17 protein-coding genes are annotated in these 15,127 nt (G+C 34.7%); 4 read left to right on the plus strand and 13 right to left on the minus strand.

Annotated elements, in window-relative coordinates; genetic code table 11:
• Nucleotides 1–133 precede the first annotated feature (133 nt).
• Both RM519_RS08660 and RM519_RS08665 read right to left on the minus strand, forming a co-directional pair.
• Entirely contained in the window at nucleotides 134–1,315 is a 1,182-nt protein-coding gene (locus tag RM519_RS08660) for a tyrosine-type recombinase/integrase (protein ID WP_311593311.1), read from the minus strand.
• Between the two features lie 103 nt (nucleotides 1,316–1,418).
• A complete protein-coding gene (locus tag RM519_RS08665; protein ID WP_311593312.1) occupies nucleotides 1,419–1,754 on the minus strand; it encodes a single-stranded DNA-binding protein in 336 nt (111 codons plus the stop codon).
• 171 nt (nucleotides 1,755–1,925) lie between these two features.
• Between RM519_RS08665 and RM519_RS08670 the strand changes: the two genes are divergently transcribed.
• Both RM519_RS08670 and RM519_RS08675 read left to right on the plus strand, forming a co-directional pair.
• Nucleotides 1,926–2,522, plus strand: a complete 597-nt coding sequence (locus RM519_RS08670) for a YdeI/OmpD-associated family protein (RefSeq protein WP_311593314.1) — start codon at nucleotides 1,926–1,928, stop codon at nucleotides 2,520–2,522.
• Nucleotides 2,523–2,873, plus strand: coding sequence for a hypothetical protein (locus RM519_RS08675; RefSeq protein WP_311593315.1), 351 nt, complete (start codon nucleotides 2,523–2,525; stop codon nucleotides 2,871–2,873). It abuts the gene before it with no gap.
• On the opposite strand, the gene RM519_RS08680 is transcribed toward RM519_RS08675, so the two are convergent.
• The 6 genes from RM519_RS08680 to RM519_RS08705 form a co-directional block, all read right to left on the minus strand.
• On the minus strand, nucleotides 2,874–3,335 hold the full coding sequence (locus RM519_RS08680) for a CBS domain-containing protein (RefSeq protein WP_311593316.1): 462 nt from the start codon (nucleotides 3,333–3,335) through the stop codon (nucleotides 2,874–2,876). It abuts the gene before it with no gap.
• A gap of 97 nt (nucleotides 3,336–3,432) precedes the next feature.
• The gene (pyk, locus tag RM519_RS08685) at nucleotides 3,433–4,860 is read right to left on the minus strand and encodes a pyruvate kinase (RefSeq protein ID WP_311593317.1); all 1,428 of its coding nucleotides are present in this window, start codon (nucleotides 4,858–4,860) and stop codon (nucleotides 3,433–3,435) included.
• 2 nt (nucleotides 4,861–4,862) lie between these two features.
• On the minus strand, nucleotides 4,863–5,324 hold the full coding sequence (locus RM519_RS08690) for an IPExxxVDY family protein (protein WP_311593318.1): 462 nt from the start codon (nucleotides 5,322–5,324) through the stop codon (nucleotides 4,863–4,865).
• Nucleotides 5,325–5,415: 91 nt separating this feature from the next.
• Entirely contained in the window at nucleotides 5,416–6,156 is a 741-nt protein-coding gene (gene rnc, locus RM519_RS08695; RefSeq protein WP_311593320.1) for a ribonuclease III, read from the minus strand.
• Nucleotides 6,157–6,165: 9 nt separating this feature from the next.
• On the minus strand, nucleotides 6,166–7,416 hold the full coding sequence (fabF, locus tag RM519_RS08700) for a beta-ketoacyl-ACP synthase II (RefSeq protein ID WP_311593321.1): 1,251 nt from the start codon (nucleotides 7,414–7,416) through the stop codon (nucleotides 6,166–6,168).
• An 86-nt stretch (nucleotides 7,417–7,502) separates the two neighbouring features.
• Nucleotides 7,503–7,736 (minus strand): acyl carrier protein, encoded by a 234-nt coding sequence (locus RM519_RS08705; protein WP_311593322.1) that lies wholly within the window; start codon nucleotides 7,734–7,736, stop codon nucleotides 7,503–7,505.
• 178 nt (nucleotides 7,737–7,914) lie between these two features.
• On the opposite strand from RM519_RS08705, the gene purN reads away from it, so the two are divergent.
• Both purN and RM519_RS08715 read left to right on the plus strand, forming a co-directional pair.
• Nucleotides 7,915–8,484 (plus strand): phosphoribosylglycinamide formyltransferase, encoded by a 570-nt coding sequence (gene purN, locus RM519_RS08710; RefSeq protein ID WP_311593323.1) that lies wholly within the window; start codon nucleotides 7,915–7,917, stop codon nucleotides 8,482–8,484.
• The gene (locus tag RM519_RS08715) at nucleotides 8,477–9,109 is read left to right on the plus strand and encodes a ribonuclease H1 domain-containing protein (protein ID WP_311593324.1); all 633 of its coding nucleotides are present in this window, start codon (nucleotides 8,477–8,479) and stop codon (nucleotides 9,107–9,109) included. Before purN ends, RM519_RS08715 begins: the two co-directional genes overlap by 8 nt.
• Here the strand turns inward: RM519_RS08715 and dsrP are convergent, their stop codons facing one another.
• From dsrP to RM519_RS08740, 5 genes are read right to left on the minus strand one after another with little or no spacing between them, the layout of a single operon-like run.
• Entirely contained in the window at nucleotides 9,110–10,327 is a 1,218-nt protein-coding gene (dsrP, locus tag RM519_RS08720) for a sulfate reduction electron transfer complex DsrMKJOP subunit DsrP (protein ID WP_311593325.1), read from the minus strand. It abuts the gene before it with no gap.
• A 24-nt stretch (nucleotides 10,328–10,351) separates the two neighbouring features.
• Nucleotides 10,352–11,485 (minus strand): 4Fe-4S dicluster domain-containing protein, encoded by a 1,134-nt coding sequence (locus RM519_RS08725; RefSeq protein WP_311593326.1) that lies wholly within the window; start codon nucleotides 11,483–11,485, stop codon nucleotides 10,352–10,354.
• Nucleotides 11,485–12,120: a cytochrome c3 family protein gene (locus RM519_RS08730; protein WP_311593327.1), complete on the minus strand. Its 636-nt coding sequence runs from the start codon at nucleotides 12,118–12,120 to the stop codon at nucleotides 11,485–11,487. The genes RM519_RS08725 and RM519_RS08730 overlap by 1 nt, the downstream gene beginning before the upstream one ends.
• Nucleotides 12,107–12,799 carry a nitrate reductase cytochrome c-type subunit gene (locus RM519_RS08735; RefSeq protein WP_311593329.1) on the minus strand — a complete coding sequence of 231 codons (693 nt, stop codon included), beginning with the start codon at nucleotides 12,797–12,799 and terminating at the stop codon, nucleotides 12,107–12,109. Before RM519_RS08735 ends, RM519_RS08730 begins: the two co-directional genes overlap by 14 nt.
• A 2-nt stretch (nucleotides 12,800–12,801) precedes the next feature.
• Entirely contained in the window at nucleotides 12,802–15,126 is a 2,325-nt protein-coding gene (locus RM519_RS08740; RefSeq protein ID WP_311593330.1) for a molybdopterin-dependent oxidoreductase, read from the minus strand.
• Nucleotide 15,127 lies beyond the last annotated feature (1 nt).

A 15,127-nucleotide genomic window follows, 5' to 3' on the forward strand; every position in this document is an offset into this window, starting at 1 on the left:
TTGTTATATCCTAAGAAAAACTTGGTTTATCGGGGTATTATGCTCCCGATAAAGGAACTTTTGATTTATTTTATCAAAATTCAATAACCCTATTTTAATTCTTCTTGCAAAATCAAATATAAAAAACATTTCACTAATAATTAATGGATAATCTAGGATTGTTATAACCATTCTGGTTATTTATTAAACTTTTTGCAACAGTATCTAATGGGCTTTCAATATTTAATAAGTCTTTTTTCGAAACATGCGTGTAAATCATAGTGGTTTCAGGCTTCGCATGCCCTAACAATTCTTGTATATAACGCAGGTCTACTCCATTTTCTAATAAGTGAGTTGCATAACTATGCCGCAAAGTGTGTGGCGTAACTCTTTTTCTTATTTGCGCATTTTTACAAGACACTTTTAAAAATGATCGAATGCTTTCTGGGGCATATTTCGCGTTATTTCTTCCTTCTGCAAAATATAAATTAGGCGCATAAGTTGCCATATAATTTTTAAGCAAAGGAATCATACTTTGAGCCAAGATAATGTTTCTATCTTTTCTTCCCTTGGAGTTCTTAACAACGATTTGTCTTCGATCAATATCAATATCCTGAATTCTTAAATTAACCAACTCGCTTATTCTTAACCCTGCCGAATAGATCATAGCAATAATTGCCCGATGCTTTAAGTTTTTGGTGCTTTTTAGAATAGTTATAATTTCTTCTTTAGATAATACTGTCGGTAATATTTTAGAATTCTTAGGCCGTACTAATTTTACCGAATCAATCTTTGAATTTGAATAAAAAACGGTGAACAATTTTATTGCGCTAATAAGTTGTCGTTGGGTGCTAATACTATATCCTTTCGGAGCAAAAACTTCACCTAAATAGCGTTCAACATCCTTATGAGACAATTCCTCTAATTGTATATCATTTGCATATTCAATAAAATCGGCGATTAAGGTAAAGTAAGTTTTAACCGTACTTATACTATACCTCCGACCTTGTAAAAACTGTACATATAATTTTATAACCTGTTTGTTTTCTTTAGATATAATTTGTCGTTTTCGTAAAACCTTTCCCCTAACTTCTTTTTTTAAAGAAGGGTCCTTTATTATTTTAGTATACGCCTTAAAATTATTTTCGGCATTGTATAATGTAGAAGAGGTAAAAACAGTGTGCCATATTTTTAGGCGTTTACACCAGCGGTATTTTTTAGTGTTCTTAACAATATTGATTAATTCTTGATTAAAATCAAATTGTAATGCAAGACGTACTTCGCCATCATGTAGTATCTTTTTTAATTTAATAGGAGGAAGGGATGATATATGCATAGTTTCAATTTTTGTTTTAGACAACAAACTAAAGCCCCAAAGAGTATGGGGCTCTACTACTAGTTGCTTAAGTATATTTTTTAATTTATAAGTTAAGCCGCTTTTATTTTCCGCCCAACATCAACAACTCATTACATACCACTTCGGTAACATAGCGCTTGTTCCCTTCTTTATCATCATAAGAACGAGAGGTTAATTTACCTTCAATGGCAATTTCACTTCCTTTTTCTAAATAACTCTCTACAATATCTGCAGTTTTATTCCATGCAACTACGTTGTGCCATTCTGTATTTTGAACTTTTTCGCCTTGTGCATTTTTGTAGGTTTCGTTTGTAGCAATTGAAAATTTTGCTAATTTTTTTCCAGAATCCATGGTAATAATTTCTGGGTTGTTTCCTAGGTTTCCGATTAACTGTACTTTGTTTCTTAACGTATTCATAAGATAAGTTTTTAAATATTAATAAATGTTGTTTGTCAACTATTGACGATGCAAAGATGAATCGATTGGGTAAATCTTACCGGTTGTTAAACGGTTACTTTCGATAGTAAGCGATAGAGTCGTTTACATTCGAAAAAATAATTGTATATTTATTGAATAAATTGAAGGGTTATGAAAGGTTTTACATCAGTTGAAGAGTATATAGAAAATCATTCAGAATGGTTGCAAGAATTAGAGTTTTTACGAGAATTGACGTTTAAAACAACATTTGAAGAAACTGTAAAATGGGGAGCGCCTACCTATACGGTTAATGGAAAAAACGTGATGGGTATTGGTGCCTTTAAAAGCTATGTTGGCCTTTGGTTTTTTAATGGAAGTTTTCTGACGGACAAAGAAAACAAACTAATAAATGCCCAAGATGGAAAGACAAAAGGAATGCGACAATGGCGATTTAATTCGATTAAAGAAATGGATCCGAATTTAATTCTTTCCTATATGAATGAAGCCATTGAAAATCAAAAAGAAGGTAAAACGATAAAAGTTGCCAAACCAAAAAAAGAGGTTTTAATTCCAGTTGAATTAAAAGCAGCATTAGATTCAGATCAGAAATTAAAAGACGCATTTGAAAAGTTTACACCCTCAAAACAACGCGAATTTACAGAGCATATTTCTAGTGCAAAAAGAGAAGCAACAAAGCAAAGTAGAATTGAAAAAATTGTACCAATGATTCTACAAGGAATCGGTTTACACGATAAATATAGAAAATAAATGGAGGGGCAAAATTGTTTAGAATGCGGAACGGCATTCAAGGGTAGAATAGATAAGAAGTTTTGTTCTGATTATTGCCGGAACACTTTTAATAACAAAGTGAATAAGGAAAGTAAGAACATGATTCGTAACGTTAACTATCGTTTAAGGAAAAATTATAAGACGTTAAGCGAATTAAATAAATCTGGAAAAACGAAGGTTACAAGAGTAAAAATGATTAGTAATAATTTCGATTTTAATGTATTCACATCAATCTATACAACCAAAACAGGCAATACCTATTATTACGTATACGATCAAGGTTATTTGGCCCTAGAAAACGACTATTATTTATTGGTTAAAAGTGAATAACTACCAATCATGACCCTTATGGTCTAAGGCAGCTTTTAGAATATCTTTTTGTGAAATTTGCCCAATGAGATTTCCATTTTTCATTATCGGAAATCTTCGTCTTTTAGATTTTAAAAACTTGTTTGCTGCGTCAAAAATATCCATACTTCCATCAATGGTTTCAACATTTTTAATCATATACGATGAAACCTTTTTATCGCTTATTGGCATATTGTAATAACGACTTTCAGAAATTTGCTTAATACAATCTCCTTCGGAAATAATACCGACTAAATCACCCTTTTTATTTACTACAGGGCCACCAGAAATTTTATTGGAAATAAGTGTGTCAATTACACTTAACAATGTTTGGTCTTCGCTAAACGTGATTAGTTTTTTAGTCATAAAATCTGAAACTAAAATAGCTCTGTTTTCGTTTTTATCTATTGCTTTTTTCGGAGCTTTAAAGTTCTTGATTCCCATTATTTTCAATTTTGATTGAACGTGAATATAAACAAAAAAAATCAGTCATCCAAAGATAAACTTTTGAATGACTGACATGTATTTGTTTGAAGAGTGATTATTTTACCTGTGTTAATCTCATGGTATTCACCATTCCTTTTTCCTTAACAGGCATAGATGTTAAGTTAATTACGTAATCATCTTTTTGTAAAAGCCCCTTTTCTTTAGCAATCTGGTTGATTTCTCTTATCGTAGTATCTGTGTTTACTAAATTGCTATAGTAAAATGCTTTAACACCCCATAAAAGGTTTAACATTGTTAAAATTCGCTTGTTAGAAGTGAAAGCTAAAATATGAGTGTTTCTTGGTCTCCAAGCTGATACTTGAAAGGCTGTATAGCCAGAATTTGTTAATGTTGCTATGGCCGCTGCATCTATATCATTGGCCATTAACGCGGCATGATGACAAACTGCTTTTGAAATATATCGTTTTGTTTTAATATGCGGAGCATCAGCAGGAACTTTAATAATTGGAGAGTTCTCAACACTTTCTACAATATCAGACATATACTGAATTACATTAGCAGGATCTATACCTACAGAAGTCTCTCCGGACAACATAACTGCATCAGCGCCATCAATAATTGAGTTGGCAACATCATTCACTTCAGCTCTTGTAGGTACCAAGTTTTCAATCATAGACTCCATCATTTGCGTGGCAATAATTACTGGAATTCTAGCTTGTTTTGCTCTTAAGACTAAATTTTTCTGAACTAATGGAACTTCGTTCATCGGAATCTCAACTCCTAAATCACCACGAGCAACCATTATGGCATCGCAAAAAGGAATTAACGAATCTATATTTTTAACCGCTTCTGGTTTTTCAATTTTTGCAATCACCGGTATTCTATGTTCAGAGTGTTTCGCAATTAAATCGTGTAACATTTTTAAATCCTCACCAGTTCTTACAAATGAAAGTGCAATCCAATCTACTTCTAGCCCAATTGCAAAAATTGCATCTTCAATATCTTTCTCTGTTAATGCAGGTTGTGAAATATTTGTGTTTGGTAAATTAACTCCTTTTTTAGATTTTAATTCACCACCTCGTACAACTTTCGTAGTAACATTTTTATCTCCATCAGAATCAATAACTTCAAACATTAATTTTCCATCGTCAACTAAAATGTTTTCACCTTTTTTTACATCTTGAGGAAAAGTTTGATAGGTCATAAAGGCCTTCTTATTATTTCCGATACACTTTTCAGTTGTAAAAGTAAATGTGTCACCATCCTTTAAAAGCGCTTCTTCCATTACGCCAACACGTAATTTTGGACCTTGTAAATCTGCTAATATAGCTGTGTTTGTTCCAGTTTCCTCGTTTAATTCACGAATAATTTTAACGCGTTCTGTAACGTCAGAATAATCAGCGTGCGAAAAATTTATTCTAAAAACATTGACTCCTGCCAGAATCATATTTCTTAAAGTATCTTTATCTGAACTTGCTGGGCCAAGTGTAGCAACTATTTTGGTCTTTTTTGTTTGTGACATAGTTAAAAAATTAAATAATCCTTAGATTTTAACTCCGCTGGATTAATTTGATATGATGTTATAATTTGATTGATCTTATTAATTTTATCAATTCTTTTATTCAATTCGTTGTTGGTAATATCTCCTTCAATTTTAAGAAAATAATCTATATTTTTCTTTTCAGGAATTAGATATGAGATATTGCTAAACTGAACTTCACTATTAAATAGGTTTAATTCAGTCGATTGCCTTGCATTCCCTACAAATTTATTGGCAATTAAATGTATTGTTAGTTGATGTTGCTCGTTAATAAATTCAAAAACTGAAAACGAGGCGACATCATTTTTAAAATCTAATTGATTTTTTGAGTTTGTAAAATTTGTTTTCAAATGCCGATTTAGCAAAAATGCTAAGCGATAATCTTCTTCAGAAGTATGAATTCCAATTAATGAATAATCGTCTCCTAAATCTAATTCAAAACGCATAAGTAAATAAATGTACAGAATGCAAATTTACGCAATGTTTCGGTAAATTGAGTAGATAATTAAAACTAAAACGTTTTAGTGTTTACAGTTTTTATTGATTTTGGGAAATTTCTTTTTGAAAAGCATAATAGGCTCTTTTGGCGGCAATCTCTTCTGCTTTTTTCTTTGAAGTGGCTCTTCCTTTGGCAATTATTTTACCTTCTAATGATAATTTTACACTAAAATGACGCACCGTATCGTTGCCAGTGTCATCATAAATATCAAATAAAAAGTCCTTTTTCTCTTTCTGACACCACTCAATAAATAAACTCTTATAACTTGTAATTTTCCCTTCTAACTTTGGAATATCTACATAGGGTTTAATGACTCTTTTGCGAATGAATTTTTTACAAAATAAGTAGCCTCGATCTAGATAAATAGCACCGATTAAGGCTTCAAAAATATTTCCGTTTATATTTTCGCCAAATTTTGATTTGGCCACATTACTAGAAACGAATTTAATAAGATTTAAATCTCTTCCTAATTCATTTAAATGCTCTCTACTAACAATCTTTGAGCGCATTTGTGTGAGATACCCCTCGTTGCCCGATGGTACTTTTTTAAATAAGTATGAAGCAATTACAGCGCCAAGCATGGCGTCTCCAAGAAATTCTAAACGTTCATAGTTTTGAGGATTTCCTTTGGCATCTACATACTTAACAGATCTATGCACAAAAGCCTTTTTGTAATACGTTAAATCAACAGGTGAGAATCCTAAAATGGTTTTCAATTCACGATAAAAAGTCGCATCTTCTTTGGGATGCGACGGTATGATTTTTCGTATAAAACGCATTTAAAAGATTTAATCCATTTTTTTGAAAAGCACACAAGCATTGTGTCCTCCAAAACCAAAAGTATTACTCATTGCAATTTTTACATCGCGTTTTTGAGGTTTGTTAAGCGTAAGATTTAATTTTCCATCAATTCGTTCATCATTTGTTGTATGATTAATTGTTGGAGGAATTATTCCGTGCTTGATAGACAAGATAGAAGAAATAGCTTCTATAACTCCTGCTGCACCTAATAAGTGCCCTGTCATCGATTTTGTAGAATTGATATTGATATTGTAAGCATGTTCGCCAAAAACATCAACAATAGCCTTTGTTTCGGCAATATCGCCTAAAGGAGTCGAGGTACCATGTACATTTATGGCATCTACATCTTCTATTGCAACATTTGCGTCATCTAAACAGTTTAACATTACGTTTCTTGCGCCCAACCCTTCTGGATGTGGAGCTGTAATATGATGTGCATCTGCAGATAATCCGCCACCGCCTAATTCGGCATAAATTTTAGCACCACGTGCAACAGCGTGCTCGTATTCTTCAAGAATCATAGCTCCAGCACCTTCACCTAAAACAAAACCATCTCTAGTTTCGTCAAATGGTCTAGAGGCAGTCTCTGGACTTTCATTTCTTGTAGATAAAGCGTGCATGGCATTGAATCCGCCAATACCTGCTTTGGCTACAGCAGCTTCAGAACCACCTGTTACAAATACATCAGCTTTCCCTAATCTAATATAATTAAAGGCATCAATAATAGCATTTGCTGACGATGCACAAGCCGATACTGTTGTAAAGTTAGGTCCTCTAAATCCATATTTAATTGAGATAAACCCAGGGGCGATATCTGCAATCATTTTAGGAATAAAAAATGGATTGAATCGTGGCGATCCATCTCCAGCAGCATAATTTAATACCTCGTTTTGGAAAGTTTCCAATCCGCCAATTCCGGCACCCCAAATTACACCAACTCTATCTAGGTTTAATTGTTCCACATCTAATTTAGCATCAACAATGGCTTCGTCAGATGCTACCATAGCATACTGCGCAAATTTGTCCATTTTACGAGCTTCCTTTCTGTGGATAAAATCAGTCACATTAAAGTTCTTTACTTCACAAGCAAAGCGTGTTTTAAACTTTTCAGCATCAAAATGTGTGATAGGCGCTGCACCACTCACTCCATTCACCAACCCATTCCAATATTCTTCAATATTGTTTCCAATTGGTGTTAAGGCTCCTAGACCAGTTACTACAACTCTTTTTAATTCCATATGTGGATGATTTTATTGTTTCTAAAAAATGACTACGAGTCCAATTATTTACATATTGAACTCGTAGCTAGTGTATCTTTAGATTACTATTTTGCTCCTTCAATATAGCTAATTGCTTGACCAACAGTTCCAATATTCTCTGCTTGATCATCTGGAATTTGAATATCAAATTCTTTTTCGAATTCCATGATTAACTCAACAGTGTCAAGTGAATCTGCTCCTAAGTCGTTTGTGAAGCTTGCTTCTGCTGTTACTTCATTCTCGTCAACTCCTAATTTGTCAACGATAATAGCTTTTACTCTAGATGCAATGTCTGACATAATTTTTTATTTTTTAAATTTAAATTCTCGGCAAAAATAAAAAACTTATTTTGTTTATTCATCGTTACCCACAAAAATGTGATACTAATATAAAAAAATTAACTCAATTTTTGAACATTCTTCGTAATTGTTAATAATTATGCGTTTTTTTGTTCTCCTCTTTAACGCTTTACTATAGATGAAACGTATTGTCATTTTTGCATCTGGTTCTGGCTCAAATGCCGAAAATATATTTGAATATTTTAAAACGTCTAATGCAGTTAAAATTGTGAGTTTTATAACGAACAATCCAAATGCGAAAGTATTAGATCGCGCTAAAAGACTAGGAGTTGAAAGTTTGGTTTTTAATCGTTCCGAATTTAATGATGAAACTCTACTGGGTAAATACCTTCAAGAAAACGCAGACTTTATTGTGTTAGCTGGTTTCTTATGGCGAATTCCTGAATATATGGTGAAGGCATTTTCGAATAAAATGATCAATATTCATCCTGCTTTATTACCGAAATATGGTGGGAAAGGAATGTACGGAATGCATGTGCATAATGCTGTAGTAGAAAATAAAGAAAATGAAACAGGTATTACAATTCATTTTGTAAATGAAAACTACGACGAGGGTGCTATTATTTTTCAAGCCAATACCAACGTATTACCTTCAGACTCCCCTGACGATGTTGCTGGTAAAATACATGCGTTAGAATATGAACACTTTCCAAAAATAATTGAACAAGTACTTTTAAAGCATGGCTAAGAAAAAGTTTTACGTTGTTTGGAGCGGACATAAATCAGGTGTGTTTACATCGTGGAATGTCTGTAAGAAACATATTACCAACTTTAAAGGTGCACAGTACAAATCATTTGCTTCAAAGGATCTTGCAGAAAAGGCATTTAAAGGTAAATATGCCGATTATGTAGGTAAGGATACCAAAACGGTAAAATTATCTCCAGAAGAAATTGCGAAATATGGTAAACCCATTGTTCCTTCCTTAGCTGTTGATGCTGCTTGTAGCGGAAACCCCGGTAAAATGGAGTATAGAGGAGTAGACACCGAAACAAAAAAGCAATTTTTTATTCAAGGACCTTTTGAAAAAGGGACCAATAATATAGGGGAGTTTTTGGCTTTGGTTCATGGCCTTGGTTTTTTGAAAAACAACAAGTCCAACCTTCCTATTTATTCAGATTCGAAAATTGCGATGAGTTGGGTCAAAAAAGGGCAGTGCAGAACCAATTTACAGATTACTTCAGAAAACAAAGACTTGTTCGATTTTGTAAAGCGCGCAGAAAAATGGCTTAAAGAAAACAGTTACACTACCAAAATATTAAAATGGGAAACCAAAGCCTGGGGAGAAATTCCGGCAGACTTTGGTAGAAAGTAATCATTTTTTAAATCGTAGTTTCTTCGTTTCAATTCCAATGGCCGTCTTTGCAAGAATTGTGAATACAAAAGCACCCATGGCCCAAATACCAAGAGTCACCATTATTTCGATTCCTGTTGGTGTGTATTCAGCAATTTTACCATAAGGACCAGGAATAAATCCAGGAATGATCAATCCAAACCCTTTTTCTATCCAAATAGCAATAAATAACATAAAGCAAGCCACGTATAAGATTTTTAAATTGTTACGGAGTTTGTTGAATGTAAGAATTATTGTGGCTGTAACATTTAAGGTAATTGCCGTCCAGATCCATGGTAATAAAGCTCCTTTTCCATGTAACCCAAAAAATAAATAATACGCACTTTCACTGTGATGCGTCGGTGCATAGAACTCTTTAAACAATTCAGAAACCAACATAATTAAATTGATTTGTGCAGCAACAGTGACTACCATTGCTATTTTTTTGATGGTTTTGTCTTCTATTTTAAATTCGGAAAATGAACGAATCAATGCCAAAACCAAAATAATTAAGGCTGGCCCAGCAGCAAAGGCAGAAGCCAAGAATCTAGGACCTAATAGAGCATTGTTCCAAAATGGTCTTGCTTGTAATCCTTGATATAAAAAGGCGGTTACTAAATGAATTCCGACAGCCCAAAAAACAGATAAAATCGCACCTGGTATATATACTTTTGGGTTAGCTTCCTTACCCTGATAATGCCTAAAAAGGATGTAAAATGGGATACTAAGATTTAAAAATAAATAGCCATTCAGCACTAAAACATCCCAAGTCAACATAGAATTAGGGAAGTTAAAAACTCCAATTCCGGGAATCATATGCCATAATACGGAAGGCCCTCCCATATCTGCAACTACAAATGCTAAACACATAATTAAAGCCGCAACGGCCAATCCTTCACCAATCAATACCGCTTGTTTAAAATCAATATCTTTTAATACATATGTTGGCATTACCAACATGACTGCTGCGGCTGCCACACCAACTAAAAAAGTAAAATTAGAAATATACAATCCCCAACTAACACGATCTGTCATTCCAGTTACACTCAGGCCTTCATCTAATTGAATGGAATAACAATACATACCCGCTAGCATAACAAGTGTTAAAAAAGCCATCCATAAATGGTACCTTTTTGACCCATGTGTTATGGTATCTAAACTATCGGTAATTAAACTTTTTAAAACCTTTAATCTTCTCATTTGATTTCGTTTTATTGTTGGACATTAGTCCATGAAATACCAAAACTTTGGTTCTGTTCCTAAATCTTCTTTTAAACGGAAAACTTTTTTGTTTTCTAATACCCAACGGATAGAACTTTTTGGGTCTAAGAGGTTCCCGAATATTCTTGCACCGGTAGGGCAGGCTTCTACACAGGCTGGGTTTTCACCGGCTCTAGAGCGTTGAACGCAAAACGTACATTTTTCAACTACCCCTTTTTTACGCATTCTATTCCCTAAATAATGCTGGTTGTGATTTACTTGCTCTTCCGGAACTTCTGGTTTAGACCAGTTAAATCTACGACCATCATAAGGACAAGCAGCCATGCAATATCTACATCCTACACACCAGTCATAATCTACAACCACTAATCCGTCATCTTCTCTCCACGTAGCTTGGACCGGACATACTTCAATACAAGGGGGGTTGTCGCAATGGAAACACTGAGTACCCATATAAAAATGTCCTTCTGCTGGAACCTCATGATAGTAGTTATCATCAGCCTCATCAAACTTTAATCCTTTGCCGTCTTTCATTTCATGAATACGGATATATTGCATTTGTGAATTTCTATCTTGGTTGTTTTCTTCAACACAGGCATTCACACAATCCATATAACCCTGACATTTAGAAATGTTGAAAGCATAGCCAAACAAAACATCTTCCTCAGCATTTTTAGAAGACATACTTATGGTTTTACCTGTTCTTAATTGATAAGAGCGCACCAGTCTATCTACTGTCGCCGATTTCTCGTCATTGGTCATTAATTTATAGTTTCCTTTAAACTGTTCTTCCCAATCTATTTGTGCTTTTTCTTTGGTTTCATCTCCAGCCACTATACTGCATGACGTACTAACTGCACCAGCGCCAATTAGCAAACTTGCCGTTAGTTTTTTAAACGCAGATCTACGATCCATCTTAACATCAAATACTTGCTCAAAACCGTCTTTACTTCTTTCTTCTCCTATTGATGCATCTACAGCAGCCTCATAAAATTCTTGTTCGTTTAATTCTGGTTGCTTTTGATTTGAATGAGAACCGCAGCCGCCAGATGTTTTTCCACATCCGCAAGACGATTCTGATACCTTTTTCCTGCTATTAAGGTTTAGGGAAAACCATTTTTTACTGTCGTTGCTCATTATTTCCTTTCTTTAATTTTTTCTGTATTAAATCTTGCAGGCCATCTAGTTTCAAAACTAGGGCTGTGTGGGTTATGACAATTCACGCAAGTCATAGAAGCTCTTGGAGGTGCCCAACTTTCAATTCTTTTTCCATGTGCACCGCCAGTCCAATCTTTAAATTGGTTCGTATGGCATTGGCTACATAAATTATAACTGTTATTAAAATCAATTTTTTGGTCAGTTAAACTTGTTAATTGATCCATATTAGATCCATCATGGCATGTAATACAATTCATAGTTAATTCACTAGCATGCTTCAGTTTGATGTCCCAATGCGCTTTTTTACCTTCTCCTTTTTTTAATTTTGCTAAAGGTTCACTATGACATTCTGTACAGTTAAAAGATTTAATATGCTCTTTGCGTTTGGGAATTAGAAAGGTTTGACCATTTTCTGTAATTTCCATTAAATCCATTCCTTCTAAATATTTGTCTGAAGAAATACTAGTGCCATTGTAATGTTTGCCTTCCGCTTCAATTTTATCCGTTACTCCATGATATTCATGTTCGCCATGTTTTCCACAGGATGAAAATAAAATTAGGCATAAAACAAGGCAGCCTAACCTTTGTAATATTTGTTGACTATTTAGTTTCATTTAAATACTTTTTAAAGTTACCGATATCTGCAGTCTTTTTGTTATTAAGAACATGACATTGACGGCAGTTTACACGTTCTGGATGCGTGACTCTAATTTCTTTTGGGGCAGCCGGCCCAGCATGACATGATAAGCAATTTTCGCGCATTTGTATTTGATGTGGGATAATGGGCGGGCTACTTACTAAAGCATTGTTTTCTCCTGCTTTTGGCGCTTTATTTTTCGGAAAGTTTGTTCCTTTAAATGCACTTGCTGTTAGTTGTGATACATGACACTGCCTACAATTTATCATCTCTGGGTGCGGTGTTACAGGGGTGTACATTTTAAACTTTGCGGCATATCCACCATTTTCATGACATTTTAAACAACTATTGCCACCCATATTTCTTTCTTCAGTAACTTCATGCGGTATATATGGTGGCGCTCCATAATACGCACGATTCTCGTAGTAAGTATCTAAACTACGTTGATGATTTTCATCATAAGGCATTTTGTCGTACTCCAAGGCGAATTCTGCTCGTTTAAAAACCCCTTCTTCCGATGGTATTGAAGGTACAGCATCAGAAGCATCCAATGGAATATAAGCGTCTTCTAAACCTGATTCATAACTGCGATTCCATACCACAATAAAGGATAGGAATAAGAGGGTGAACAATGATAAAATTCCTGCTCTTTTCATAATTATGCTTTTTCAACTTTTACAGCACATTTCTTATAATCTGGCTCTTTTGAAATTGGACAGAAAGAATCAAGTGTAATGTCGTTAATTAACATATTCTCATCAAAAAATGGTACAAATACTTGCATAGGAGCAGGTACACCACGTTCGTTTACAGAAGCAGGTAAAATAATTTCACCACGCCTCGTTGTCAACTTCATTTTATCCCCGGTTTTTACTTGCATGCGTTTGGCATCTCCAGGATTTAACTCTACATACGCATGCGGCATTGCTCTATGAAGTACTGGAATTCTACGTGTCATAGATCCCGTATGCCAATGTTCAACCACACGACCAGTATTTAACCAATAAGGATATTCAGCATCAGGCTCTTCAGCAGCGGGTTCGTACGGACGTTGCCAAATCACGGCTTTACCGTCTGGTTTTCCATAAAAATGGTAATCTTCTCCGTTACTACAAGCCGGGTCGTATTTAGCGTTAAATCTCCATTGCGTCGATTTTCCATCTACATATGGCCACATTGCACCAGATTCTTCTTTAAGAACTTCCAGCGGAGCCATTCGATGTTTATCATTATCATGATGGCGACGGTATTCGTTATAAATCTCTTTAATATGTGTTTCTTCATTGTAGTAGAATTGCTTTTCGAAGCCCATTCTTTTTGCAACTTCTACCAATTGCCAAGTGTCGCTCATCGCTTCTCCTGGCGGGTCAATCATTTTCTCAAAATGTTGTGTTCTTCTTTCGGAGTTACCATACATTCCTTCTCGTTCTACCCACATTGCTGATGGTAAAATTACATCGGCAATATCAGTTGTTGGAGTTGGGTAAATGTCAGAAACCACAATAAAACGTCCTTCTTTTTTAGTAGCATCTCTATATCGTTTTAACTTAGGCATTGTTACCATCGGGTTGGTTACTTGAATCCACATAAACTTGATATCACCTCTATCTAAGGCTCTAAACATTTCTACTGTATGATATGTTGGTTTTGGGTCAATATTTTCTGCTGGAACATCCCAAATTTTTGCAGCAAACGCTCTGTGTTCAGCATTCGCTACAACTCCATGTGGTAGTTTATGTGTAAGTGTTCCAACCTCTCTAACAGTACCACAAGCACTTGGCTGCCCAGTTAATGAGAATGGACTATTACCAGGTTGTGAAATTTTACCTGTTAAAAGATGAATATTATAAACCAAGTTATTGATCCAGGTTCCTCGAGTATGTTGGTTCATACCCATACACCAAAGTGACATTACTTTTTTGTTTGGGTCTCCATAAAATGAGGCCATATATTTAATGTCCTTAGCGGAAACTCCCGATATTTTTTCAACCTTCTCAGGGGTATAATCTTCTAAGAATGTTTTGTATTCTTCAAATGATATTTTCTCTGGTTTATCTGTAAACGAATATTTGTCTTCCAAACCATAGCCCATATCTGTTAATCCTTTAGAGAAATTGCAATGTTTCGCCACAAAAGATTTATTTACCCAACCATTGTTTATTATTTCATAACAAATTGCATTGGCAACAGCTAAGTCTGTTTGAGGAAGGAATAAAATTGATTTATCTGCCGCCATACTAGTACGCGTAGTTCTAGTAGCAAAGTCGATAATTTTTACGCCTCTTTTTAAGCGCTGATCTAATAATCTAGAGAATAATACTGGATGCATTTCAGCCATATTATTACCCCAAAGGATGAATACATCGGCATGATCCATATCTTCATAACAGCCCATTGGTTCATCAATTCCAAAAGAAGTCATAAACCCAGTTACGGCACTAGCCATACATAAACGTGCATTTGCCTCTACATTGTTTGTTCCAATACAACCTTTAAATAATTTTGAAGCAGCATATCCATCTGGAATTGTCCATTGACCCGAACCATAAATAGAAACCGAATCCTTTCCATGATCTTTAATAGTTTCTTGCATTTTGGAAGCCACTAAATCAAGCGCCTCTTCCATAGAAGTTTCTACATAGCGACCATTTTTCTTTACCAGAGGTTTTGTCAATCTATCTTTGCCATAAAATGCCATTACGGAGTGGTACCCTTTTACGCAACACAAACCTTTGTTTACAGCGGAATTAGGATCCCCTTTAACCGCTACGGCTTTTCCATTTTCTACACCGACCATAACTCCACAACCCACACCACAGAACCTACAAGGTGCCTTTTTCCAATCTAAATCGCCTTTTGGTAAATTGCGTTGTTGTTCCTCGGCAAAGATAATTCCAGGAAACATAGAGGCAGCAGCGGTCATTGCAGACAATACAGCCATTTTTTTGATAAAACTACGTCTATTAGAAGTTGAAGTATACATT

The sequence above is a fragment of the Urechidicola vernalis genome, from assembly GCF_031846385.1.
Taxonomy (GTDB): Bacteria; Bacteroidota; Bacteroidia; order Flavobacteriales; family Flavobacteriaceae; genus Urechidicola; species Urechidicola vernalis.